The following is a 23,876-nucleotide window of genomic DNA, read 5'->3' as shown; positions in this document are numbered from 1 at the left end:
CTTCTGCCCTGCCCCGGCCATCTGGGGGGCAGCCGGCTTTTTTTGACCTTTTAGACCATTCCCCTCTTTCCCATGGCAGTTTTTACCGCGCTACACCTGGACGATATCGACCAGTGGATCACGCAGTTTCCACTCGGCAAACCTCTGGCGCTCAAGGGCATCGCGTCCGGCATCGAAAACAGCAATTTTTTCCTGAGCACGGAGCGCGGCGAGTATGTGCTGACGATCTTTGAAAACCTCAGCTTCGAGCAATTGCCGTTCTATCTGCAACTGATGCGCCATTTGGCGGACCGGGGCGTACTGGTGCCGGCGCCGATCGCCAATGCCGATGGCGAACTGGTGACGGCCCTGCAAGGCAAGCCGGCCGCCATCGTCAGCAAACTCGACGGCAGCTCGCAGATGGCGCCGCAAGCCGTGCATTGCGCGGCCGTCGGCGCCATGCTGGCGAAGATGCATCTGGCGGCGCAGGATTTCCCCCTGCAGCAGCCGAATTTGCGGGGACTGGACTGGTGGAACGCCACCACGCCCTTGGTCTTGCACCACCTCGACGATGCCAAAGCGCACTTGCTGCGCGCGGAAATCCATTTCCAGGACGCCTTTGCTGCCTGCGATACCTATAAAGCCATCCCGCGCGGCCCCGTGCATGCCGACTTGTTCCGCAACAACGTCATGTTTGACGGCGAGCAACTGACAGGCTTTTTCGACTTTTACTTTGCCGGCTGCGACACGTGGCTGTTCGACGTGGCCGTCACCGTCAACGACTGGTGCGTGGACCTGGCCACAGGGGTGCTCGATACCGAAAGAGTGCGCGCCCTGCTCGACGCCTACCAGGCCGTGCGCCCGTTTACGCATGAAGAACAAACGGCATGGCAACCGATGCTGCGCGCCGCCGCACTGCGCTTCTGGCTGTCGCGCCTGTACGATTATTACCAGCCGCGCGAAGCGGAAATGCTGACCCCGCACGATCCCACGCATTTCGAACGCATTCTGCGCGAACGTATTGCCACACCTGCTCCGGAACTGTTTTAAAAATGGAAAAATTACCTGCAAGTACAGGTTGGCAATGGGTGAAACAAGGCTTTGCCCTGTTTCGCAAGCAACCTGGCGGCATGTCGATGTTGTTTCTCGGCTATATGTTCTGCATGCTGGCCGTCAGCATCGTGCCTGTGCTCGGCCAATTGCTGCCCGTCATCCTGGTCCCCGTGTTTTCTGTTGCCTTCGTGCAAGGCTGCCTGAATATCGACCAGGGCAAGCGCGTCCTGCCCAGCCTGCTGATCTCGGGCTTCCGCAAGCCCGCGTTTCCTTCCCTGTTCGGCCTGGGCGTGCTGTACATCCTGATGGCCATCGTCGCCATCGGCGCCTCGACCCTCGTGGACGACGGTTTGCTGTGGAAACTGGTCACCGGGCAACTGACGGAAGAAGCGGCACGCGCCGCCATCCCCGAATCACGCCTGGGCCTCGGCATCCTGCTGGCCATCGTCATGTACGTGCCTGCCGCCATGGCCTTCTGCTTTGCCGCACCGCTGATCTACTGGCAACGCATCAGCCTGGGCAAGGCGCTGTTCTTCAGCTTTTTCGCCGTCTGGCGTTCGCTGTCGGCCTTCATCGTCTTCGCCGCCACCTGGTTCGCCATCAGCATCGTCACCAGCCAGTTGCTGGCCGTCATCTTTGGCCGCACGCAGCTGATGATGCAACTGATGATGCCGCTGTCGATGATACTCACCATCATCATGCATTGCTCGTTCTATGCCGCCTACCGCCAGATCTTCGGCCTGCCCGTCGATGAGAGCAAGACGGTGTCGCTGGACAAGACCGGCGAGTGATCGCCAGACACCGGTCGGCCGCGTAATCCGACGCTGCGAGGCCAACAATGGTGTCGGATTACGCTTCGCTAATCCGACCTATGCGACCGGCCAGAGTATGTTCCTGGTAGGTCGGATTAGCGGGGCCGAAGGCCACGCGTAATCCGACAACATTGTTAGCCCCCGCGGTGGCGCCAGATTACCGTCACAGCCGTTCCAGCTTCGCAATCCCCAAATCCAGCACCTTCATGCCGTGCTGTCCGAAATTGATTTGCGCGCGCGCATTGCCGCCGCCACCTTCGATATTGACGATCACGCCTTCGCCGAACTTGGCGTGCGCCACCGATTCACCGATGCGCCAGCCGCCGCCCGTGGCTTTTTGCGCGATCTTTTGCGCAATCGCATTGTCCGAACCGAGGCTGACCACACGCGGTGCCTCATCCCAGGCCGACTTGCGGTTGCCGAACCAGTTCGCCTGCACCTTCGGCGACAGCCATTTCAGCGATTCTTCCGGCAATTCGTCGAAGAAGCGCGATTTCATGTTGTAGCGCGTCTGGCCATGCAGCATGCGCGTCTGCGAAAAGCTCATGTACAGCCGCTTGCGTGCGCGCGTGATGGCCACGTACATCAGCCGGCGTTCCTCTTCCACGCCATTGTCTTCCTTCGAGCTGCTTTCGTGCGGGAACAGGCCCTCTTCAAGGCCCGTGATGAACACATTGTCGAATTCCAGGCCCTTGGCCGAGTGCACCGTCATCATCTGCAGCGCATCCTGGCCCGCCTGCGCCTGGTTGTCGCCCGCTTCCAGCGACGCGTGCGATAAAAACGCGGACAGCGGCGACATCACGGCCGGCAGCGGCGCGTCCGCATCTAAAATTTCGATGCCATCCTGGTTGACCACGGGCGCGCCCGACTGCGCCTGGGCGGCAGGGCCCAGATGGGCCGGTGCGCCCTGGCCGAAACCTTCCTCGGAAATGAACTGGCTGGCCGCGCTGACCATCTGTTCCAAGTTCTCGATGCGGTCGGCGCCTTCTTTTTCGTTCTGGTAATGCTGGAGCAAGGTACTCGCCTCCAGCACCACTCTGACCATTTCCGGCAGAGACAATTGCTGCGTTTCGAAACGCACGCCTTCGATCAGCTTGACGAAGCCGGCCAGCACGCTGCCCGCCTTGCCCGCCACATACGGCACGGAGGCGTACAGCGAAATGCCGTACTGTTCCGAGGCGGCCTGCAATTGCTCGATCGAGCGCATGCCGATGCCGCGCGTAGGGAAATTGACCACGCGCAAGAAGGCCGAATCGTTGTGCGGATTGTCCATCAACTGCAAATAGGCAATCGCGTGCTTGACCTCGGCGCGCTGGAAGTAGCGCTGGCCGCCATACACGTGATACGGAATCGCGGCCGAAAACAGTGCATGCTCGATCACGCGCGACTGCGCATTCGAGCGGTACAAGATCGCGATTTCGCTGCGCGAAGCGCCATCGGCGATCAGGCTTTTCGCCTCTTCGATGATCCACTGCGCTTCCTGCAGATCGGAACTGGCCTCATACACGCGCACCTGCTCGCCATGGCCCGCGTCCGTGCGCAGATTCTTGCCCAGGCGCTTGCTGTTGTTCGCGATCAGCACGTTGGCGCTGTCGAGGATGTGGCCGTGCGAGCGATAATTCTGCTCGAGCTTGATCAAGTTCTTGACCTGGAACTCATGCTCGAAGGCGCTCATATTGCCCACGTTGGCGCCGCGGAACGCGTAGATGCTCTGGTCATCGTCGCCGACGGCAAACAGGGCGCCGCCATCGCGGCTGCCGTGGCCAGCCAGCAATTTGAGCCAGTTGTATTGCAGGTTATTCGTATCCTGGAACTCGTCCACGAGAATATGGCGGAAGCGGGCCTGGTAGTGTTCGCGCAGCGGCTGGTTGCGGCTCAGCAGTTCATACGTGCGCAGCAGCAATTCCGCAAAATCGACGACGCCTTCGCGCTGGCACTGGTCGTCGTACAACTGGTACAGCTCGACCATCTTGCGCTCGTGCGCGTCGTACGCTTCCACGTCCGTGGCGCGCAAGCCCTGGTCCTTGGCGTTGTTGATGAAATACATCACCGTCTTCGGCGGGAATTTTTCATCATCGATGTTGTTTGCCTTCAACAAGCGCTTGATCACCGACAATTGATCCTGCGAGTCGAGGATCTGGAACGTTTGCGGCAAGGCCGCGTCGCGGTAGTGCGTGCGCAGCAAGCGGTTGCACAGGCCGTGGAAGGTGCCGATCCACATGCCGCGCGTGTTGATCGGCAGCATGGCCGACAGGCGCGTGAGCATTTCCTTGGCGGCTTTATTGGTAAACGTCACGGCCAGGATGCCGGGCGGCGATACCTGCTGGGTCTGGATCAGCCACGCGATGCGGGTGGTCAGCACGCGGGTCTTGCCTGAACCGGCGCCTGCCAGGATCAGCGCATGCTGCGCCGGCAAGGTGACGGCAGCCAATTGTTCGGGATTGAGGTTGTGAAGAAGATTTTGCATCCCGTGATTATACCGGCATGGCTAAAAATACTGTGCATTTGTCCAGCGGTCGCGGCATTTTACCCACGCGCGCTACAATCGCCATCCCGACACAGCGGCCTGCATCCCATGACACCACCCACCCACCTCGACGGCGCCAGCGTACTGGCCTGGGCCTGGTCCGACCAGCCCTTCGGCCATGTCACCAATGAGCATGGTGGCGCCCCCACCGCCATCCACGGCCTGGCCGTGTGCCGCTACGCAGACGAGGCGCGCGTCTACCGTTTCAGCTGCGACGCGCAGTGGGAAACGGTGCAGGATGACGTGTATGCCAGCGAGGACGACGCCAGGGAGCGGTTGCCGGCGCAATACCTGGCCGTGGCCGCCACCTGGATTGTTGCTTAGCGCACCAGCTTCGCCTTGCCTTCGCTGAGCGCCTGGGCGATTACCTGGCGCGTGGTCTTGTCGGCGATCTTGACGACTTTTTCCTGCTGGCGGCCCAGCTCGCCCATTTGCTTGCCCAGCGCTTCCATCGGCTTGCTGCGCTGCTCCATCTGGCGCGACATCTGCTCCGCTTTCTCGGCCTCGCGCTCGTGCACGTCGGCGATGCGGTCGTTGATCTCTTCCATCTCTTCCTGCGCATCTTCCATCTGCTGCTGCAGGCGCTCCACGTCGCGCTCGGCCGCGCGGCGCGCCGTGTCGCTCGTTGCCAGCGCCTGGCGGCGCGAAGCGTCACCGAGCTTGCGGCCCAGCTCCTGCTGCTGGCGGCCCAGCGCGCGCAACTGTTCCGACTCGCGCGCGCTGCCTTTTTCCAGGCTGCGGGCGCCCATCTTGCGGCCCATTTCGCCCATGGCCTTGCCATGCTCGCCCATTTGATCGCCGAGCGCGCTCATCTCCTTGCCGATCTGTTTCGACGGCTGCCATGCCGTGCGCACCTTGCCCAGCAAGGCCGCATCCTGCAGCACATAGGCCTGCCCCTGGTCGCGGAACCACAGGAACGGCCCCTTGATCGAGCGCTTGAGCTTTTCCACCTGCTGCGAGTGAATATCGCTGTCGACGACGATGACGCCCTCGCTATCCGTGGCGCCGTCGACGAGCGCATAGCTTTCGCCCTTGTCGATCGAACGGCTGACCTGCACGCTGGGTGCGGCCGGCGGGGCAGGCGGCGCGGGCGGCTGCGGCGGCTGCACGGCCAGCGCACTGCCGCCAAGCAGGATACCGGCCAGGCTGAGGATCAAACGGTAGGAAGTGGACATGGCTGCCTCGTCGCAAAAGTAGTGGAGCATTGACTTTAGCGGCGGATGGAGCACGGCTCCAGCGCGGTGCGACAGGCTGCAAAAAGACCGGCCTGGATGGCAGACACGGGCGATGGATGGAGGCCGGGCAAAAAAACGGAGGCCGCAGCCTCCGCAAAAACGCCGTGGTACGGCGTAATGTATTAGTACAGCACGACGGAGCGGATCGATTCGCCGCTCTTCATCAGGTCGAAGCCCTGGTTGATGTCGTCGAGCTTCAGGCGGTGCGTAATCAAATCGTCGATGTTGAGCTTGCCTTCCATATACCAGTCGACGATCTTCGGCACGTCCGTGCGGCCCCGTGCGCCACCGAAGGCGGAACCTTTCCACACGCGCCCCGTCACCAGCTGGAATGGACGAGTGGAAATTTCCTGGCCGGCTGCCGCCACGCCGATGATGATGGACTGGCCCCAGCCCTTGTGGCAGCACTCGAGCGACTGGCGCATGGTGGTGGTGTTGCCGATGCATTCAAACGAATAGTCGGCGCCGCCGTCCGTCAACTGCACGATCGTGTCGACCACATTTTCCACCTCGTTGGCGTTGACGAAATGCGTCATGCCGAACTTGCGCGCGATGGCCTGGCGGGCCGGGTTGATGTCCACGCCGATGATCTTGTCGGCGCCGACCATCTTGGCTGCCTGGATCACATTCAGGCCGATGCCGCCCAGGCCGAACACGACCACGTTGGCGCCCGCCTCGACCTTGGCCGTAAACAACACGGCGCCCACGCCGGTGGTGACGCCGCAGCCGATGTAGCAGACCTTGTCGAATGGCGCGTCTTCGCGGATCTTCGCCAGGGCGATTTCCGGCACGACGATGTAATTCGAGAACGTGGACGTGCCCATGTAGTGGAAGATGGGCTTGCCGTCGATGGAAAAGCGCGATGTCGCATCCGGCATCAGGCCGCGGCCCTGGGTCGAGCGGATCGACTGGCACAAGTTGGTTTTTTGCGACAGGCAGAATTTGCACTGGCGGCATTCCGGCGTGTACAGGGGAATGACGTGGTCATCTTTTTTCAGGCTTTTCACGCCCGGGCCCACGTCGACGACGATGCCGGCGCCTTCATGGCCCAGGATGGACGGGAAGATGCCTTCCGGATCGGCGCCCGACAGGGTGTAGTAATCGGTATGGCAAATGCCCGTGGCCTTGATCTCGACCAGTACCTCACCCTCGCGCGGGCCGGCCAGGTCGACTTCTTCGATGGTCAAAGGCGCGCCCGCCTTCCATGCAATCGCTGCTTTGGTTTTCATGTGTGTCCTGTGCTGTGTATGGTTGAACCGGGCGCGCCAGCGCGCCGTATCGCCACATCATAGCAAAGCAGGCGCCAGTAAAACGCTTACTTGCTTTTCGCGCGGTTCAAAAACGCCCCATGCAAGCCGTTCAGGGTTTCCTCGGCCAGCAGCAACTGGCTGGCGATTTCATTGATCTTGCGGCGGCTGGAACGGGCGTGGTCGCGCAGCACTTCGAAGGCCGTGTTGCGGTCTGTCTGGAACTTGCCCATCAGCAAACCCACGGCCAGGCTCGTTTCGCGGCCGGCGGCCAGGGCCGCGTTCAGGTTCAGCTCGGTACGGCGCAGCTGGCGGATTTCATCGGCACGGGCCAGGCCCGCTTCAAACGCGGGCATCAAGCGGCCTTCATCGACGGGTTTCACCACATAACCGACGGCGCCGTAGGCGGCCGCCTGCTTGCCCGACTCGCTGTCGCCGCTGCCGGACAGGAACATGAACGGCACGGCCGTTTCGCCATGCAGGCGCTTGGCCAGTTCCAGGCCGGACATGCCCGGCATGTGGATGTCGAGCAAGGCCAGGTCCGGCTCGCGCTGGGCGATCAGCTGCAGCGCCACTTCGGCCGAATGGGCCAGGGCTGTTTCGTAGCCGGCATGCCGCAGGACTTCGCCGAGGAATTCCAACAGGAGCTGGTCATCGTCAACGATCAGGATAAGGCGTTTCGCGGCGGCTGGCTGGCTCATGGGTGGGGGACCTCGGTAATGAATGATGTTCTTATTATATGCCGATTATTCGCCCAAACCAGCCTTGCACGCCACTGTTCATGCCGCAAACAATTGATTGAATTGCTGCACCGCAATATCCACATCGTCCGCCTGGTAGACACTGCTGATCGCCGCCACCATGTCGGCACCGCGCGCGGCCAGCGGCGCGGCGTTCTCCGGCGTCATGCCGCCGATCACCACGCAAGGCAAGGCGATCTCGCGTTTCGCCTGCAGCACGATGTCGAGCGGTGTCGTGACCGGATACTTTTTCACCAGCGACGGATAAAAGCCGCCGAAGGCCACATAGCTGGCGCCGCCCGCCTCCGCCGTTCGTGCCAAGGCCATGTCCCCATAGCACGAGGCACCGACGATCTTGTCCTTGCCCAGGCGCGTACGCACCTGCGCCACGGATGCATCCGTGCCGCCCACGTGCACGCCGTCCGCGTCGAGCTCTTCGCACAGTTCGATGAAGTCATTGATGATGAAAGGCACGCCGTACTTACGGGCCAGCGCCAGCAAGGCGCCCGCCTGTTCGCGCCGCTGCTCCGCTTCCGCGCTCTTGTGGCGGTATTGCAGCAAGGCCACGCCTTCCTGCAAGGCTTGCTCGCTCACGTCGAGCAGGCGGTCGGTGTCGTCCCAGTTCGGGGTAACCAGATACAGTCCACGCATGATATTTTCCTTATTGAATGAATCGTTGCGGCATCAGCTGGCCTGGCGCTATCGCATAGGCGCCGGTCAGGGCCGCATGGCAATAGCGTTGCGCGCCATCGAGCGCCTCTTGCATCGGCATGCCTTGCGCCAGGCGCGCCGCGATGGCGGACGCCAAAGTGCAGCCGCTGCCGTGAAATTCGCCAGGCAGGCGCGGCCAGCGCCACTCGCGCTCATTGCCAGCACCATCGAGCCAGCGGTTGACGATCACCTCGCCTGTGCCATGGCCGCCCGTCACCAGCACGTTCTCACAGCCTTGTTCCAGCAAGTTTCCCTCGCCGCCCAAGGCCAGCGCTTCCGGCCCGTTCGGTACGATGACGGTCGTCACCGGCAGCAAGGGCGCCAGCGCCAGTACGGCATCATCCCGGCTGAGCACGTCGCCATGGCCGCTGGCCAGCACGGGGTCGAGCACGACAGGCAAGCTTGGGCGGGCCAGCCGCAATTGCGCGATCAGTTGCGCGATGACGGCCGCGTTCGCGGCGCTGCCGGGAATGCCGATCTTCACGGCATCGATGCTGATCTTGTCGATCAGCGCCTGCGCCTGGCGGCGCAGCAATTCCGGCGCCACCGGTTCGACGCCAAAGACCCTGTCGTTGTCCTGCACCGTCAGCGCCGTGATGACGGGCAAGGCATGCGCGCCCTGCGCCGCAATGGCCACGATATCGGCGGCGATGCCGGCGCCGCCCGACGGATCGGCGCCGGCAAACACGAGCACAGTGTGGCGCATCGGCACCGTCACGCCAGCCGGCCCGCCATCGGCGACGACGGCGACGCGGCAAATTTACGCGGCATGCGTCCCGCCAGGAATGCTTCGCGCCCGGCCCGCACGGCCAGCTTCATCGCATGCGCCATGCGCACGGGGTCGCGCGCGCCGGCAATGGCCGTATTCATCAGCACGCCATCGCAGCCGAGTTCCATGGCAATGGCCGCATCGGAAGCCGTGCCCACGCCGGCATCGACGAGCACGGGCACTTTCGCCTGGTCGATGATCAGCGACAAATTCCATGGATTCAAGATGCCCATGCCCGAACCGATCAGGGACGCCAGCGGCATGACGGCCACGCAGCCGATGTCTTCCAGAATCTTCGCCTGGATCGGATCATCGCTGCAGTAGACCATCACGTCAAAGCCATCCTTGACCAGCGCCTCGGCCGCAATCAAGGTTTCCGGCATGTGCGGAAACAAGGTCTTTTCGTCACCGAGCACTTCCAGTTTCACCAGATTGCGTCCGCCCAGAAGCTCGCGCGCCAGTTGCAGGGTGTAGACAGCGTCCTTGGCGTTGTAGCAGCCGGCCGTGTTCGGCAAAATCGTGTACTGGTCCGGCGGCACGACATCGAGCAGGCTGGGCGCGTTCGGGTCCTGCCCGATATTCACGCGCCGGATCGCCACCGTGATGATCTGCGCCTCGGCCGCATCCGTCGCTTCGCGCGTCTGCGGTAAATCCTTGTACTTGCCGCTACCGACCAGCAAGCGCGATTGATACTGTTTGCCTGCGATGGTCAGCAGGTCGTTGTTATTACTGTTCATTGCTTTTTCCTTAGTTCAGCCGCCGCCGATGGCGCGGACTATTTCCACTTGATCCTGGGTTTGCAAGACCTGCCCCTGCCACGCCTTGCGCGGCACGACATTGCGGTTGACGGCCAGCGCCAGCGCCTGGTTTTCCAGCGACAGCGCGGCGATCAGTTGGTCCAGGGTTTGCCCCGGCGGCACCTGGTGCGGTGCGCCGTTGAGCGTGATGTTGATGAATGCAGGCATCACGCTCTCCCTCAGACTTTGCGGTACAGCTCGGCGCCGTTCTTGATGAATTCGATGGCCTTGATTTCCATGCCCTGCTTGAGCGCCTTGTCTTCCGCGATGCCCATGCCGGCCGCGTATTCGCGCACTTCCTGCGTGATCTTCATCGAGCAGAAATGGGGGCCGCACATGGAGCAGAAATGCGCCACCTTGGCCGAATCCTTGGGCAGGGTTTCATCGTGGAATTCACGCGCCTTGTCCGGGTCCAGGCCGATGTTGAACTGGTCATCCCAGCGGAATTCAAAGCGGGCTTTCGACAGCGCGTTGTCGCGGATTTGCGCGCCCGGATGGCCCTTGGCCAGGTCGGCCGCGTGCGCCGCAATCTTGTACGTGATGATGCCGTCCTTGACGTCCGCCTTGTTGGGCAGGCCCAGGTGTTCCTTCGGCGTCACGTAGCACAACATGGCCGTGCCATACCAGCCGATCATGGCAGCGCCAATGCCGGACGTGATGTGGTCGTAGCCGGGCGCGATATCGGTCGTCAATGGCCCCAAGGTATAGAACGGCGCTTCGCCGCACTGTTCCAGCTGCAAGTCCATGTTTTCCTTGATCAGCTGCATCGGTACGTGGCCAGGCCCCTCGATCATCACTTGCACGTCGTGCTTCCAGGCGACTTGCGTCAGCTCACCCAGGGTTTTCAGTTCGCCCAGCTGCGCCTCGTCGTTGGCATCGTAGATGGAGCCGGGACGCAAGCCGTCGCCCAGCGAGAACGACACGTCGTACGCTTTCATGATTTCGCAAATCTCTTCGAAATGCGTGTACAGGAATGATTCCTGGTGGTGTGCCAGACACCATTTCGCCATGATGGAGCCGCCGCGCGAGACGATGCCCGTCAGGCGCTTGGCTGTCATCGGCACATAGCGCAGCAGCACGCCCGCGTGGATGGTGAAGTAATCGACGCCCTGCTCGGCCTGCTCGATCAGGGTGTCGCGGAAGATTTCCCAAGTTAAATCTTCGGCCTTGCCATTGACCTTTTCCAGTGCCTGGTAGATGGGCACGGTGCCGATCGGCACGGGGCTGTTGCGCACGATCCATTCGCGCGTCTCGTGGATGTGCTTGCCGGTCGACAGATCCATCACGTTATCGCCGCCCCAGCGGATGGCCCAGGTCATCTTTTCCACTTCCTCGCCGATCGACGAGGTGACGGCCGAGTTGCCAATATTCGCGTTGATTTTCACGAGGAAATTGCGGCCGATAATCATCGGCTCGACTTCCGGATGGTTGATGTTGGCGGGGATGATGGCGCGGCCGCGGGCAATTTCCTCGCGCACGAATTCCGGCGTGATCTCGGCCGGGATGCTGGCGCCAAACGACTGGCCCGGATGCTGGCGGCCCATCAGGTCGGCTAGGCGCTCGCCCATGGGACCGGACGCTTTCAGCTCACGCAAATATTCCTGGCGGCGCATGTTTTCGCGGATGGCCACGAATTCCATTTCCGGCGTGATGATGCCCTGGCGCGCGTAGTGCATTTGCGTCACGTTCTTGCCGGCGATGGCGCGGCGCGGCTTGCGGTGCAGGTTGAAACGCAGCTCGGCCAGCTTCGGGTCCGCCAGGCGGGCGATGCCGTAGTCGGAGGTCGGGCCCGGCAATTCTTCCGTATCGGCACGTTCGACGATCCACGGCAGGCGCGGCGTGTCGAGGCCCGAGCGGATGTCGATCTGCACGTCCGGGTCCGTGTACGGGCCGGAAGTGTCGTAGACGTAGATCGGCGGGTTCTTTTCGCCGCCGAACGACGCTTCCGTGTCGGACTGGCTGATCTCGCGCATGGGCACGCGGATGTCGGGGCGGCTGCCTTCAACATAGATCTTGCGCGAATTGGGCAGTGGCGCGATGGCGGCTTCGTCGACCGTGGCGGTGGCGGAGAGGAATTTCGGGTTGGCGTTCATTTTGGCTCCTTGGCTAGACTATTTTTAAGCCTGGAGCCAGCTAAGGAGGTTCGGCTGCGCGCACGCGGAAAAGCGGGGTGCGTTCATCCTAAAGCTTCCCTTCGCTGGCATTATCCAGATCAGGTTCGGAGGGTATTTCTCACCCGCGCTTGCACTGTGTTTCCACAGCGAAAGGCAGGACCCCTAGCGTTTGCCGCCTTGCGGCAGCGAGCCAATTATACGCGGTTCACGCCGCGCGGCCAGATGATTTCTTGCAGGTGTCGTCTTTGTACATCGCTCTACTTCTTCTTACCCCAGCGCCAGCTGGTCGGTTCACCCTTCAGCTGGCAGATGAAAATGAGCACGGCAACGATGGCCACTTCATAGACGATGTAGCCCACGAGCATGGTCTGCGGCGGGAACAGGAAAGCGCCGCAGGCGAACAGCGCCAGCGCGGCCAGGAACACCAGCCAGCCCTGCCACGTGATGGGCAAGCCCCAGCCCCAGCCATAGGTCTTGGCGGGGAACCAGTATTGCGGCGTTGATTTGTCAGTCATGATTTTTCCTGGTCAGTATCGATAGCACCCAGTATAAATCAGGCAATGCGATGGCGCTCCGTGACATCGAGGCCGATGCCGCGGTAGCCGATGAAGCGGCTGCCATTGTCGAACATCGGTTCGCCGCTCACCTGCAGGTACTGCGTGCTGCCGTCGAGGTTGGCGCGGCTGTAGATGAAATCGAGAAATGGTTCGCGCGCGGCAATTTTTGCGTCGAGCAGCGCTCGTTCGGTGGCGTTCCAGCGCTGCGGCTCTTGCTCGCTGCCGATGCCCAGCATTTCAGCCACGGGGCCGGAAAAGCGCGTCAGATTGCCCTGCGCATCCTGTTCCCAGTACCAGTCGGACGACAGTTCCGTGAAGCGCTGGAAGCGCGCTTCGCTTTCGCGCAGTTCCGCCGTGCGCTCTTCCACCATCTGTTCCAGCGACTTGTTGTATTCGGCCAGCTTCTGGTACAGCAGGCGCACTTCCAGCATGTTGTGGATGCGCGTCTTGACTTCCACCAGATCGAACGGCTTGCTGACGAAGTCCTTGGCGCCCGCCTGCAGCGCGCGCAGCTTGTGGCCGGGCTGGGCCGTGATCACCAGCACGGGCAGATAGCTGCCCGCCTCGATGTCGCGCAAGCCTTCCATGACCTCGAAGCCATCCATTTCCGGCATCTGCAGGTCGAGCAGGATCAGGTCGTAGCGGTGCTGCTGGTGCAGCGCACGCACGGCTTGCGGGTCCATGGTGGACGTGATGCGCGTATAGCCGGCATTGCGCAGCACCTGTTCCAGCAGCATGACGTTCGCCTCCTGGTCATCTACGATGAGGATGCTGGCGTTCAAAATCTCGGTGGCTTGAAGCATGGCGGTATTCCTAAAAATAAATGCTGAATTAGCGTATTGCGTGAATGTCGTCGGCCAGGCCGTGCGCGGCCGCATGGTGCAGGGCCACGTCGAGCGCATCCATGAATTCGACGACCTTGATCGGCTTGGTCAGGTAGCGGAAGAAGCCCGCTTCCAGGCCCTTCTCGATGTCGCGCGGCACGGCGTTGGCCGACAGGGCCATCACGGGAATATGGCTCGTCAGCGGATCGTCATGCAGGATATGCAGGGCGCCAAAGCCGCTGATGCCGGGCAGGTTGATGTCCATCAAGATCACGTCCGGCTGATACGTGCGCGCCAGGTCGATGCCCAGGTGCGCATCGATGGCCGTGAGCAACTTCAAATCGCTGCGGCGGGCGATCAATTGCTCCACCAGCGCCAGGTTGGCGGGATTGTCTTCCACGTACAGCAAGGTGCGCTGGCTTTCCTGCGGCTCCTGCACCTGTGGCAACGCGTCGCCGTCGCCCAGCACCAGGGCTGGCGCGCTGCTGGAAGCCAGCTCGAACCAGAACGTGGTGCCCACGCCGACCGTGCTGTCGACGCCGATGGTGCCGCCCATCAATTCGATCAGCTGCTTGGTGACGACGAGGCCGATGCCCGTGCCCTCTTCCGTGCTGTTTTCCTGTCCCAGGCGGTTGAATGGCTGGAACAGCTGGGCTACCTGGCCCGCGTCGAGGCCGGCGCCGCTGTCGCGCACGCTGACCCGTACCTTGGCGCCGCGCTGGCTGCAATCGACGGTGACGGTGCCGCCGCCCTGGTTGTACTTGATGGCGTTCGACAGCAGGTTGACCATCACCTGTTTCACGCGTGTGCGGTCCGCATGCACATAGAAGGCCTGGCCGCAGCGGGGGAAATGCATGCGGATGCCGCGCTTTTCCGCCTGCGGCGCAATCATCGCCTGGCAATCCTGCAGCACGTCAAGCAGCGACATCGCTTCCTGCGACAAGGTGACCTTGCCCGATTCGATCATGGCCAGGTCGAGAATTTCATTGATCAGACGCAGCAGATACCAGCCGCCCTTGAGTATCTGCTCGATCGAGCGCTGCTGCGGCACGGTGGGCGGCGGCACGTCGGACGCCATCAGCTGTGCAAAGCCCAGCACGGCGTTCAGCGGCGTACGCAATTCGTGGCTCATGCTCGACAGGAATTCGGACTTGGCGCGGTTGGCCTTTTCCGCCACCAGGCGTGCCTTCTTCAACTCCGCATTGTTGGTCTCGACCAGCGAGCGCGTGTACGCCTGCTGTTCGCGCAGGCGCTGGTCCAGCAAGGCCTGTTCCGCCTCGACCTGCTTGCGCACCGTGTTGTCCGTGCCGATCAGCAAGTAGCCAATGACCTTGCTTTGCGCATCGCGCAAGGCCGTCACGGAAACAATGGCGGGGAAGCGGCTGCCATCTTTGCGGATGTAGGTCAGTTCATAGATGTCTTCGATGCCGCGCGTGGCCTTGAACACGAGCGCTTCCACGCCGGGCGTGATGACGGTGTCGAGTTCGGCACTGAGGGCGGCGGCGCGCGCAACGATTTCCTGCGCATCAGAAATACCGGCCGGCGTCAGCTTGTCGACCACGTCGCTCGCCGCATAGCCCAGCATGCGTTCTGCGCCCACGTTGAAAATCTGGATCACGCCCTGCGCATCGGTGGCGATGCATGAGAAATTGGCGCTGTTGAAAATCGCATCCTGCAAGGCGCCCGCCTTGAGCAACTGACGCGGCAGGCTGGCCGCCACCGTGCGGCGGTACAGCGCCACGAGCAGCATCAGCAGCAAGAAGACCAGCGCGTCGATGACGCAGGCCGTTTCGAACGGCGCGCGCCAGGCCAGCAGGCCGATGGCCAGCAGCACGATGGCGCTGAACGAAAACGCCAGCGCCATGGGCCAGCGCGATGGTGCGCGCGGGGGAATGTTTTCAACAGATTGCATGGGGTAGCCCGGACTGTGACAACGATAAAAGAGAGGATGCGGTGTTCAGCGCGCCTGGCGCTGGCGCACATCCGACAGCAGGCGCGTGAATTCCTTCTTCACCACGCCATAGCATTCGCACACGTGGCCTTCGAGACCGGCGCGGTCCAGCACGGAAATATGGCCACGCCGGTAGCTGATGAAGCCGCGCGTCTGCAAACGCCCGGCCGCTTCCGTCACGCCTTCGCGGCGCACGCCCAGCATGTTGGCAATCAACTCCTGTGTCATGGTCAGCTCGCGGTTCGGCAGGCGGTCCATGGTCAGCAGCAGCCAGCGACACAGCTGCTGTTCCACCGTATGGTGGCGGTTGCACACGGCCGTCTGCGACATTTGCGTGATCAGCGCTTGCGTATAGCGCAGCAGCAAGCGCATGACGGGGCCGGCGCGGTCGAATTCTTCCATCAGCAAATGCGCCTTCAGCCGGTAGCCGACGCCGCCCGTCTGCACGACGGCGCGGCTCGGCGTCGAATTGCCGCCCATGAACAGCGACACGCCCACGACGCCCTCATTGCCGACGCCGGCAATTTCCGACGAACCGCCGTTTTCCAGCAGGTAGTGAATGGAAACGATGGCCGTGGTGGGGAAATACACATGCTGCAGCTTGTCGCCCGAATCGTAGATCACGTCACCGAGCAGCATCGGCACTTGCTCCAGGTGGGGGGCCAGGCGCGCGAAATCGGCGTCGAGCATGGCGGCGAGCAAATGGTTTTGATTCGGGTTGTGCAGCTGGGCATGCGGACTCGACATGGGCAGGTTTCCTGTTTTCCAGTCGTCAGCTAGGGGATCGATGAAAGGCGTCCGAACGAGGGGCGCCATGTGGTGCAGCGTAACACAGCGCTGGCACAGTGACCCGACTATATTTCTTGTCGGCATTGCCGTCCGTTCGGTAGCGAACGGACGGCATTTCGCCGTGCACCCTACAGTCAGTCACTGCCCGGCCTGCCTGATCATGGATCGGCACCGGCGCTGCCACGGGACCACCATGCAATCATTCTTCAAACGCATCTCCATTTCCGTTTCCACCTCGGCCCTGCTCACGCTCGCGTTCGGACTGTGCCTGACGGCCCTGTGCTACGCCTCGGCGCGCCAGATCGAGGCGGAAAGCGCCCGGCTGCTGCTGCAGTACCACGCCAGCGGACACACCTTGGGCGCCGCCCTGCTGCCGGCCAAAGGCATGGGCCTGGACGCCAGCCATCGCGGCTCGCTGTATGTGCTGCTCGGTGGAATGCTGTCGAGCCTGCTGGCGGCCGCATACGTGTATCAGCTGGTCTCGCGCAATTCCGTGATTGCCCGCATCACGGGCGAACGCACGGCGGCGCTGCAGTTTGCCAATTTGCGCCTGTCCGAAGACATCGCCGCGCGCATGCACAATGAAAAGTCGCTGCGTTTGCGCGAACGCATCATCGAAGTGTCGGCCAACGCCATCATCCTGTGCAGCGCCGACGCGCCAGGCTACCTGATCGAGTACGTCAACCCCGCCTTCGAGCGCATTACCGGCTATGCGGCCGGCGAAGTCATCGGCCAGCGCCTGGAAGACTTGCAGGGCCCGGAACAGGGCCGGCAAGACATGCACGCCATTACGTCGGCCCTGCGCGAACAGCGCGAAGGCAAGGCTATCGTGCGCAATTTCCGCAAGGATGGCAGCTGCTACTGGAGCGAGCTGTTCGTCGCGCCCGTGCGCGACGATGGCGATGGCCCCGTCAGCCACTTTGTCGTGGCGCAATACGACATCAGCAGCGTCATGCGTTTCGAACAGGAACTGGAATTCCAGGCCAGGCACGACATCCTGACGGGCCTGGCCAACCGGGCCTTGCTGCGCGAACGGCTGGAACAGGCGATGGCCGTGACGCGGCGCAGCGGCCTGCCCCTGTGGGTGGTCTTCATCGACCTCGACCGCTTTAAATTCGTCAACGATACCCTGGGCCACGACGCGGGCGACCTGGTGCTGAAAAACGTGGCCGAGCGCCTGCGCGACGCCACGCGCGAAGTCGACACGGTGGCGCGCCTGGGCGGCGACGAATTCGTGCTGCTGCTGCCCCAGCATGGCAATGGCGAACCGGGCGCCGCCATCCTGCAGCGCATCCAGGATGCCGTGGCGCAGCCGCTGCAACTGGGCGAATATGAATTTTTTCTCAGCTGCTGCATGGGCGTGGCCGTGTATCCCGACGACGGCCAGAATGCCGACACCCTGATCAAGCATGCCGACATCGCCATGTACCGCGCCAAGGAACAGGGACGGGGCCACTGGCAATTCTATGCCTCGGGCATGAATGCGGGCACCCTGGAGCGGCTGGGACTGGAGAGCGAATTGCGCCACGCGCTGGAGCGAGGGCAGTTCCACCTCGAATACCAGCCCCAGCTGGATCTGGCCAGCGGCACGGTGGTGGGCATGGAAGCGCTGCTGCGCTGGCAACATCCGCAACTGGGGCGTATTCCACCTGCCAGCTTCATCGGCCTGGCCGAGGAAATGGGCTTGATCACGCCCATCGGCGACTGGGTGCTGCGCACGGCATGCGCCCAGGCGCGCGCGTGGCAACTGGCCGGCCATGGCCCGCTGCGCCTGGCCGTCAACCTGTCGGCGCGGCAATTCAAGCAAAAGAATTTGCTGCACGCGGTGGCGCAGGTGCTGGCGGACACGGGACTCGATGCGGCCCATCTGGAACTGGAATTGACGGAAAGCATGGTCATGCATGACGTGGAGCAAGCCACGGCCATCATGGCCAAACTGAAGGCGCTGGGCGTGCAATTGTCGATCGACGACTTCGGTACCGGTTATTCCAGTCTGGCCTACCTGCGCCACTTCCCCATCGACGTGCTGAAAATCGACAAAACCTTCGTCAGCGACATCACGCACAGCATGGACGACGCGGCCATCGTGCGCGCCATCATTTCGCTGGCGCACAGCCTGCGCCTGAAAGTCATCGCCGAAGGCGTGGAAACGGAACAGCAGCTGGCCTTCCTGCGCCAGCACGGCTGCGACCAGATGCAGGGCTACCTGTTCAGCCGCCCGCTGGCTGCCGCCGCCTTCGAGACACTGCTGCTCGAAGGCAGCATGCTGCCCGCTTAGCGCAAAGGTTTAAAAAGCGTGGCGCAGACCGACGTTGAAGGCGCGGTTGCCCGTGCCCACTTCCGTGGCATTGCCCACCATGTAGGCGGCGTCGTTGCGGTTGCGAATATGCGCATAAGCAACATACACCTTGCTGCGCTTAGACAAGGCATACGTGGCGCCGATGGCCAGCTGCCGCGCATCGCGGTTGGCAGCGTCGCGGTCATCCTTGTGCACGTACGAGGCCAGCAAGGTCGTCGCGCCCAGCGGCACGGACACGCCGACGATGGCGTCGCGGCTGTCCGTCGACTGGGCCGGCGCCTGTGCCGCGCCATACGGGTTTTCCCCGAAGAACATGGTGCTGCCGTCGCCCGTGTTGCGGCCATAACCGGCAAACGCGGTGGCCACGCCGAAGTTGTAGTTACCGGCCAAAATCGTGTTGTTCACGTCGGCCTTGCCCGGCTCGCCGGCACGGCTCTGGCGCGCCAGGCGCAAGGTCAAGGGACCGTTGACATAGCCGAGGGCCAGGCCCAGCGAGCGCTGGTCGGCCGCCACACCCGTGTGTTCGCCAAAGCCGTACATGACGGTGGCCGTCACGCCGCGCATTTCAGGCGAGGTGTAGCGCACGGTATTGTCGATGCGCGTGGCCGAATAACCGGCCAGGTTGGTTGCCGCGCCGGCAAAGCCGCCTTCGAACGGGTCGGCCACGTCGGTCAAGGCCTGGCTTTGCAGGTTGTACTGGCGCCCCACGGTCAGCATGCCCAGCGGGCTGTCGATGCCGACAAACGCCTGGCGGCCGAACAGTTGCCCCGCCTGGTCGGAGCGGCCCGTGTCGCTCAGGACACCCGCTTCCAGCGTGAACACGGCTTGCAAGCCATTGCCCAGGGACTCGGTGCCGCGCAAGCCCAGGCGCGAGCCAGCCGATATGCCGCTGGTGAGCTTGCTGATGCCGCCTTCCTGCACCAGGCCGGCGTCCATCAATCCATACATGGTGACTGAAGACGGATCAACTGACGACTGGGCGTGGGCGGCAGGCAAGGCCCCCAGGGTGGCGAGTGCCATCGTGATCGAGATTTTTTTCATGCGGGTTTCCTTGTATAAGCGAAACCAGGAAAGCGCGCGGCCATGGCGCGGCCACAGGCGCCAAGGCGCGCTGGGGAGTGCCGTATCGAAAGACGACGGACCAGGCAGCAAGATTCCTGGCTAAGCTGTGGCGGCAGCGGCGTGCAATGAGCCGCGTTGATTCCGCCGTGAATGGTGCACCGCTGGCGGTGCGCGTGGCTCAGGCGCCCGGCCCGAAGGGGACGCTCTGAAAGTGGCTGGCATCGCAGATGCGCTGGCCGTGAGACGCGGACGAGTGTTGGATATGAAACGTTGATACAACCGCGTCTGCTGGCGCCGTCCGCAAGGATGGGGCAGGAGGCGCCGAGGCCGGCATTATAGCATCGGCAGCACCTCTACCCCCCGTTCTGTTGCAGGAAAACGACTCGCCAGGCCGCCAAACACGGCCATATGGCCGCGTTTACTTCACCTTGTCGTATGACAGCATTTGCCCATCGCGATCCCAGGCCAGTGTGTCATCCCCGATGCCGATGACGGCGTTAAAGTCCCGCATGCCCGAGCGCGGCGGATACAGCGCAAAGCGCAACAGGCCTTGCCGGGCCGGCAGCGCCACCGTGGCAAAGCCCGCTTCCGGATGGGACAGAGCCAGATGGCGCAGCGGCCCGGCAAACGGCACCTGCCACGGCTGCGTGCCGCTGACGCCTTTGGCAAACGCGGGCGCATCGCCGAGCGCCGCCAGGCCGATATCGGGCACGGCCTCGTTGCGATATTCGACGATGATGCGGGCCGGGCCCGTGGTGGCGTCGCCGGGCCGAGGCGGCAACAGCGCAAACGGTGCATCGGGCGACTTCCCATCGCCCTGCAGCAGCAGCTCGCCATCCAGCACCGACCAGCGTCCCTGCGCCGCTTGCTCATCGGCGCCGTACACCATCTGGTAACTGAAACGCCCGTCGGCGCGCAGCACGATCTGCGACGCGACCTCGGTCCGGCGCCCCATGGTGTAGCGTCCCGGCAAGCGCTGTTGCAGCGCCAGGTCGGCAGCCTTGTCCTTGTGTGCGGGTGCAGCCGCAACCTGCGCAGGCGGCACCCGCCAGCCGCCGGCCGCCAGGATGGCCAGCATGTCGGCGCGTCCCGCGGCGCGCAGCACGCTCCAGTCCTGCGGCGCGAGTTGCCGCAGGCCGCCAGCCAGGCGCGGCAGGCGCGCAGCGAAGCGCTGGCCCAGCCAGCCGGCCAGGATCAGCCCCGGTTCCTCGGCAAAGGCGGTGATCAGGCGCGGCGCCATGGCGTGCGCGCACTGTGGCGGCGCGCTGGAAAATCCATGCTTGAGCAGCAAGTCCCAATACGCATCGGACGCGTTCATGACGATATCGATCAGGTTCGGCGTGTCCGGCAGGCAGACCTTGTCCAGCGACAGCGTCCAGTCGCGCGTGACGAGCGCCAGCATATCGGTATTGAGACTGGCAGCGGCCAGGTCCAGTGCGCCACCCCATGGGTGCTCCGTGCCGTCATCGATCCGCGCGCCGCGCGCGAGGAACAGGCGCACGGCCTCGGTATTGCCATTGAGAATAGCCTGCTCCAGCGCGCTCTTCTGATTGGCGCCGCGCCAGTTCGGATCCAGCCCCAGGTCCAGCAGACGCGGCAGCAGATCGCCGCGCTGCGCCCGCAGCGCCTGCCGCAGCACCACCGCATCGCCCGGCGCGCGCCGCACACCGTCGGCGCGCCGCAACATGCCATGTTCCAGCAACAGCGGCGCCAATGCGCGCTGCGGCGACTGCACGGCGAGCACGGCGGCGTTGTTGCCCAACTGGCTGGCCGGCAGGCCGGCCGCCAGCATCAGGCGTACCCGCTCGACGCCGGCCGCATCGCGCACGGAACGCAGCGCCTCGTCCAGCGGCGACCACTTGATGTCTGCCAGCGGCTGGCGCGCCGCGACGGCCGCCAGCAGCAAGGTCAGCACAGTATTGTTTTCCGGCGTCGGCTTCAGTTTCAGCGCCATCCTCAAGACGGGGAACTCGCCGCCCAGCGGGTCGGCGCCCAGGCCCAGCAGCAGCTTGACCATCGCCGCGTCACTATTTTCGACGGCCGCCAGCAAGGGCGGACGATAGCCGTCGCTGACGACGGGCGCACCCATCTCGGCCAGGCGCGTGACCCAGTCCGGCCGCTGGCTGCGCACCGCATGCCACAGCAGGGTCTCCGTTTCCAGGTGCAGCGCGTCGAGCGTCGTCCGTTTTCTCATGTGCAACTCTTCGGCTGCGGGGCCGGCTTGCTTCCAGGGCATGCCGGGCATCACCAGCTGGCGCAGCACGTCCTCGGACGCCGGCTGATGGTTGTACATGGCACGCATCGCAGCATCGAGCCAGCGGTCCTTTCCCTTTGCGTCATGCCGGGGCACGCGCTGCTTGAGCCAATCCAGCGCGCCGGCGTTGCCCGCTTCGGCGGCGTAGGCGTACAGCGACTTGCCCTGTTCGTAGATCTCGGGCGTGGTGCCGGTGGCCAGCATTTTATCGAGCACTTCGGTGCCGCGCGTCAGGCCCAGCAAACGGCTCCAGAGCATGTGATCGGCCAGCGGCCGTTCGGCTGGCGGCGCCGCGCCGTCTTTCGCCGTCTTTTTCTCTGCCTGGCGCAGCTCCGCCATGCGCTGGTCGCCCACCAGGTAGGGCAGGCCCGAACCAGCGTCCAGCAAGGCGATCATGTTTGCCGTGCGTTCATCCGCGTCGAGCAATTCCGGCAGCATGCCCGCGTCTTCCTGCTGCAGCGCGTATTCCAGCGGCGCCAGCGTTTCATTTCCGGCGCCGTAGTGCCGCACGTCGGCGCCATGGGCCAGCAACAGGCGCACCATCGCGGCGTTGCCGTACATGGCCGCCAGATGCAGGGGCGCGACGCTACTGCCCCCGGTACCTTCGCCGACCGGCACGCCGCGCTGCAACAACAGCGTCATCATGCGCAGCCTGGCCGGCAGCAGCGCGGCGTGCCGCTCGCGTTGCGCCTGGCGGTGCGCCCTTTGCTGCATCTGTTGCAGCAAAGGGTCGTCCAGACGCGGCTGCGCCTTCTGCCATGCCGATTCGGCTTCGACCAGGCTGTACGCGGGCAAGATCAAGGTGTGCAGCAGGGTGTTCGAGCCGCTTCGGTAGGCGCCCGGCAGGGCGACGCCGGCGAGCAGCTGGCCGAAGGCCGCTTCATCGCCCTCGCTGGCGGCATCGAACAGCGCCCGCACTTCGGGCGTCGGCGGCAGCTTGTCGCGCGCCTCGCGCACATAATGGATCATGCGTTCCATGCCATGCACCGAGACCTGTGGCAGCGGCATGCCCACCTTCCACGCCCGCGCCAGCTGATCCGCCTCGGCGTTTTGCGCCGCGTTCATCGCCTTTGCCCAGCCCGCCACGCTGGCGGCGGCCTCCGGCTCCCTACCCGCCGCCGCCAGCTGGCTCAGCATGGAGGCGAGCACATAGTCCTGCGGCACGCCCCAACCCATGCCGTACACCTTGACCAGTTGCAGCTGGGCCTTGGCGTTGCCGCTTTCGGCCGCCTTGCGCAGCCAGCGGACGGCCTGCCTTTCATCCAGGCCGTCTGCTCCGTTGCAACACCGCATGCCCAGCTGGTAGGCGGCGTCCATGTCGCCGCCCTCGGCGGCGCGGAGGTACCAGTCCTGCGGCGAGCGCCGCCCCGTCAGCGACGTCGCCGGCAAGGGCGCGCCGCGCCGCCAAAGGCCGGCCAGGCGCACGGCTTCGTCGACCTGGTCCGGCGACATCGCGCTGCGGTGCGCCGGCAGATACGTCTCCAGCTCGGCCGCGCCGCGCCATTCCTTGTCCTGCAGCGCCAGCAGTCTGAGCGCATACGACAACACCTTGTCGGCCGGCACGCCTTTTCCCTCTTCATACATTTTCGCCAGTTGCGCCATCGGTCCGCCGGCGCCCTGCGACGCCAGGCTGCGCAGCCAGGACAGCGCGCGCGCGGGATTGCGCATGCTGCCCGACCAGCTCGTATACAGAGAAACAAGTTCCTCCTGAGCAACGCGGTCGCCGCGCTTGGCCGCCAGCAGATACCAGCGCACGGCATCGGCATCGCTGCGCGCCACGTCCGAACACTGCTCCGCGCCCGCGTAGATATCGCCGAGAACCTTTTGCGCCTTGATATTGCCGCCCAGCGCAAGTCCGCGCAATTGGGCCACGGCGTCAACGCAGCGCCCGCGCTGGAAAGACGCCATTCCTTCCGGAACGCCGGCGCACGCGCCACCGGCAGCCCATCCGGCGCCGAGCACGGCCAATTGCCACAATTTTTTCATGATTGCCTAAGCTTTCAAATAATGTTGCAAATATGATAGCTTAGAAAAAATACAATGAAGCAATATTGCGCAATCGTGCGCGGCTTTTCGGGCCATCCAGGCCCGCTATTTGCTGCGCATGCTTTATGCACCCCTTATAATGGCTCCTTTTGCCAATCACACGCCAAATC

General features: G+C 63.6%; 19 protein-coding genes and 1 riboswitch. Of the genes, 4 read left to right on the top strand and 15 right to left on the bottom strand.

Annotated features, from left to right (window positions below; translation table 11 throughout):
- Window positions 1-72: 72 nt before the first annotated feature.
- The gene (locus AC54AG_RS27035) at window positions 73-1,029 is read left to right on the top strand and encodes a homoserine kinase (protein WP_034749144.1); all 957 of its coding nucleotides are present in this window, start codon (window positions 73-75) and stop codon (window positions 1,027-1,029) included.
- A 2-nt stretch (window positions 1,030-1,031) separates the two neighbouring features.
- Window positions 1,032-1,823 carry a BPSS1780 family membrane protein gene (locus tag AC54AG_RS27030; RefSeq protein WP_496632414.1) on the top strand — a complete coding sequence of 264 codons (792 nt, stop codon included), beginning with the start codon at window positions 1,032-1,034 and terminating at the stop codon, window positions 1,821-1,823.
- Between the two features lie 184 nt (window positions 1,824-2,007).
- Here the strand turns inward: AC54AG_RS27030 and AC54AG_RS27025 are convergent, their stop codons facing one another.
- Window positions 2,008-4,311, bottom strand: coding sequence for a UvrD-helicase domain-containing protein (locus tag AC54AG_RS27025; protein WP_070305791.1), 2,304 nt, complete (start codon window positions 4,309-4,311; stop codon window positions 2,008-2,010).
- A gap of 108 nt (window positions 4,312-4,419) precedes the next feature.
- On the opposite strand from AC54AG_RS27025, the gene AC54AG_RS27020 reads away from it, so the two are divergent.
- Window positions 4,420-4,695 carry a hypothetical protein gene (locus AC54AG_RS27020; protein WP_496632412.1) on the top strand — a complete coding sequence of 92 codons (276 nt, stop codon included), beginning with the start codon at window positions 4,420-4,422 and terminating at the stop codon, window positions 4,693-4,695.
- Here AC54AG_RS27020 and AC54AG_RS27015 read toward each other — a convergent pair.
- The 12 genes from AC54AG_RS27015 to AC54AG_RS26960 all read right to left on the bottom strand — a co-directional run bounded on the left by AC54AG_RS27015 (window position 4,692) and on the right by AC54AG_RS26960 (window position 16,063).
- The gene (locus AC54AG_RS27015; RefSeq protein WP_496632410.1) at window positions 4,692-5,546 is read right to left on the bottom strand and encodes a hypothetical protein; all 855 of its coding nucleotides are present in this window, start codon (window positions 5,544-5,546) and stop codon (window positions 4,692-4,694) included. The genes AC54AG_RS27020 and AC54AG_RS27015 overlap by 4 nt on opposite strands.
- Before the next feature lie 182 nt (window positions 5,547-5,728).
- Window positions 5,729-6,835: an S-(hydroxymethyl)glutathione dehydrogenase/class III alcohol dehydrogenase gene (locus tag AC54AG_RS27010; RefSeq protein ID WP_034749160.1), complete on the bottom strand. Its 1,107-nt coding sequence runs from the start codon at window positions 6,833-6,835 to the stop codon at window positions 5,729-5,731.
- Window positions 6,836-6,921: 86 nt separating this feature from the next.
- Window positions 6,922-7,554, bottom strand: coding sequence for an ANTAR domain-containing response regulator (locus AC54AG_RS27005; protein WP_496632408.1), 633 nt, complete (start codon window positions 7,552-7,554; stop codon window positions 6,922-6,924).
- 78 nt (window positions 7,555-7,632) lie between these two features.
- Window positions 7,633-8,244, bottom strand: a complete 612-nt coding sequence (thiE, locus tag AC54AG_RS27000; RefSeq protein WP_496632406.1) for a thiamine phosphate synthase — start codon at window positions 8,242-8,244, stop codon at window positions 7,633-7,635.
- Between the two features lie 10 nt (window positions 8,245-8,254).
- Entirely contained in the window at window positions 8,255-9,010 is a 756-nt protein-coding gene (gene thiD, locus AC54AG_RS26995) for a bifunctional hydroxymethylpyrimidine kinase/phosphomethylpyrimidine kinase (RefSeq protein ID WP_496632404.1), read from the bottom strand.
- Between the two features lie 8 nt (window positions 9,011-9,018).
- On the bottom strand, window positions 9,019-9,810 hold the full coding sequence (locus AC54AG_RS26990) for a thiazole synthase (RefSeq protein ID WP_070305799.1): 792 nt from the start codon (window positions 9,808-9,810) through the stop codon (window positions 9,019-9,021).
- Between the two features lie 15 nt (window positions 9,811-9,825).
- Window positions 9,826-10,038: a sulfur carrier protein ThiS gene (thiS, locus tag AC54AG_RS26985; RefSeq protein WP_070305801.1), complete on the bottom strand. Its 213-nt coding sequence runs from the start codon at window positions 10,036-10,038 to the stop codon at window positions 9,826-9,828.
- Window positions 10,039-10,049: 11 nt separating this feature from the next.
- The gene (gene thiC / locus AC54AG_RS26980; RefSeq protein WP_219330002.1) at window positions 10,050-11,963 is read right to left on the bottom strand and encodes a phosphomethylpyrimidine synthase ThiC; all 1,914 of its coding nucleotides are present in this window, start codon (window positions 11,961-11,963) and stop codon (window positions 10,050-10,052) included.
- A 79-nt stretch (window positions 11,964-12,042) separates the two neighbouring features.
- Window positions 12,043-12,158, bottom strand: a riboswitch (TPP riboswitch).
- Window positions 12,159-12,241: 83 nt separating this feature from the next.
- Window positions 12,242-12,499, bottom strand: a complete 258-nt coding sequence (locus AC54AG_RS26975) for a hypothetical protein (protein WP_034749180.1) — start codon at window positions 12,497-12,499, stop codon at window positions 12,242-12,244.
- Window positions 12,500-12,537: 38 nt separating this feature from the next.
- Window positions 12,538-13,344, bottom strand: coding sequence for a response regulator (locus AC54AG_RS26970; protein WP_034749183.1), 807 nt, complete (start codon window positions 13,342-13,344; stop codon window positions 12,538-12,540).
- Window positions 13,345-13,372: 28 nt separating this feature from the next.
- The gene (locus tag AC54AG_RS26965) at window positions 13,373-15,277 is read right to left on the bottom strand and encodes a hybrid sensor histidine kinase/response regulator (protein ID WP_496632400.1); all 1,905 of its coding nucleotides are present in this window, start codon (window positions 15,275-15,277) and stop codon (window positions 13,373-13,375) included.
- A gap of 45 nt (window positions 15,278-15,322) precedes the next feature.
- Window positions 15,323-16,063, bottom strand: coding sequence for a Crp/Fnr family transcriptional regulator (locus tag AC54AG_RS26960; RefSeq protein ID WP_128141281.1), 741 nt, complete (start codon window positions 16,061-16,063; stop codon window positions 15,323-15,325).
- A 235-nt stretch (window positions 16,064-16,298) separates the two neighbouring features.
- Here AC54AG_RS26960 and AC54AG_RS26955 point away from each other — a divergent pair, with 235 nt between their 5' ends.
- A complete protein-coding gene (locus AC54AG_RS26955; protein ID WP_496632397.1) occupies window positions 16,299-18,383 on the top strand; it encodes a putative bifunctional diguanylate cyclase/phosphodiesterase in 2,085 nt (694 codons plus the stop codon).
- 9 nt (window positions 18,384-18,392) lie between these two features.
- On the opposite strand, the gene AC54AG_RS26950 is transcribed toward AC54AG_RS26955, so the two are convergent.
- Both AC54AG_RS26950 and AC54AG_RS26945 read right to left on the bottom strand, forming a co-directional pair.
- Complete coding sequence (locus AC54AG_RS26950; protein WP_072456766.1) at window positions 18,393-19,445, bottom strand: porin; 1,053 nt, start codon at window positions 19,443-19,445, stop codon at window positions 18,393-18,395.
- Between the two features lie 439 nt (window positions 19,446-19,884).
- Window positions 19,885-23,706 (bottom strand): hypothetical protein, encoded by a 3,822-nt coding sequence (locus AC54AG_RS26945; protein WP_496632395.1) that lies wholly within the window; start codon window positions 23,704-23,706, stop codon window positions 19,885-19,887.
- Window positions 23,707-23,876: the final 170 nt, after the last annotated feature.

The organism is Janthinobacterium sp. BCJ23, assembly GCF_059617945.1.
The sequence above is the reverse complement of the archived record's forward strand: the minus strand, read 5'-3'. Positions and strand labels throughout refer to the sequence as shown.

What these genes read in the sequence shown, in the direction of transcription:
- AC54AG_RS27035 (WP_034749144.1), top strand. Translation starts at nt 73, where the DNA reads ATGGCAGTTTTTACCGCGCTACACCTGGACGATATCGACCAGTGGATC.
- AC54AG_RS27030 (WP_496632414.1), top strand. Translation starts at nt 1,032, where the DNA reads ATGGAAAAATTACCTGCAAGTACAGGTTGGCAATGGGTGAAACAAGGC.
- AC54AG_RS27025 (WP_070305791.1), bottom strand. Translation starts at nt 4,311, where the DNA reads ATGCAAAATCTTCTTCACAACCTCAATCCCGAACAATTGGCTGCCGTC.
- AC54AG_RS27020 (WP_496632412.1), top strand. Translation starts at nt 4,420, where the DNA reads ATGACACCACCCACCCACCTCGACGGCGCCAGCGTACTGGCCTGGGCC.
- AC54AG_RS27015 (WP_496632410.1), bottom strand. Translation starts at nt 5,546, where the DNA reads ATGTCCACTTCCTACCGTTTGATCCTCAGCCTGGCCGGTATCCTGCTT.
- AC54AG_RS27010 (WP_034749160.1), bottom strand. Translation starts at nt 6,835, where the DNA reads ATGAAAACCAAAGCAGCGATTGCATGGAAGGCGGGCGCGCCTTTGACC.
- AC54AG_RS27005 (WP_496632408.1), bottom strand. Translation starts at nt 7,554, where the DNA reads ATGAGCCAGCCAGCCGCCGCGAAACGCCTTATCCTGATCGTTGACGAT.
- thiE (WP_496632406.1), bottom strand. Translation starts at nt 8,244, where the DNA reads ATGCGTGGACTGTATCTGGTTACCCCGAACTGGGACGACACCGACCGC.
- thiD (WP_496632404.1), bottom strand. Translation starts at nt 9,010, where the DNA reads ATGCGCCACACTGTGCTCGTGTTTGCCGGCGCCGATCCGTCGGGCGGC.
- AC54AG_RS26990 (WP_070305799.1), bottom strand. Translation starts at nt 9,810, where the DNA reads ATGAACAGTAATAACAACGACCTGCTGACCATCGCAGGCAAACAGTAT.
- thiS (WP_070305801.1), bottom strand. Translation starts at nt 10,038, where the DNA reads ATGCCTGCATTCATCAACATCACGCTCAACGGCGCACCGCACCAGGTG.
- thiC (WP_219330002.1), bottom strand. Translation starts at nt 11,963, where the DNA reads ATGAACGCCAACCCGAAATTCCTCTCCGCCACCGCCACGGTCGACGAA.
- AC54AG_RS26975 (WP_034749180.1), bottom strand. Translation starts at nt 12,499, where the DNA reads ATGACTGACAAATCAACGCCGCAATACTGGTTCCCCGCCAAGACCTAT.
- AC54AG_RS26970 (WP_034749183.1), bottom strand. Translation starts at nt 13,344, where the DNA reads ATGCTTCAAGCCACCGAGATTTTGAACGCCAGCATCCTCATCGTAGAT.
- AC54AG_RS26965 (WP_496632400.1), bottom strand. Translation starts at nt 15,277, where the DNA reads ATGCAATCTGTTGAAAACATTCCCCCGCGCGCACCATCGCGCTGGCCC.
- AC54AG_RS26960 (WP_128141281.1), bottom strand. Translation starts at nt 16,063, where the DNA reads ATGTCGAGTCCGCATGCCCAGCTGCACAACCCGAATCAAAACCATTTG.
- AC54AG_RS26955 (WP_496632397.1), top strand. Translation starts at nt 16,299, where the DNA reads ATGCAATCATTCTTCAAACGCATCTCCATTTCCGTTTCCACCTCGGCC.
- AC54AG_RS26950 (WP_072456766.1), bottom strand. Translation starts at nt 19,445, where the DNA reads ATGAAAAAAATCTCGATCACGATGGCACTCGCCACCCTGGGGGCCTTG.
- AC54AG_RS26945 (WP_496632395.1), bottom strand. Translation starts at nt 23,706, where the DNA reads ATGAAAAAATTGTGGCAATTGGCCGTGCTCGGCGCCGGATGGGCTGCC.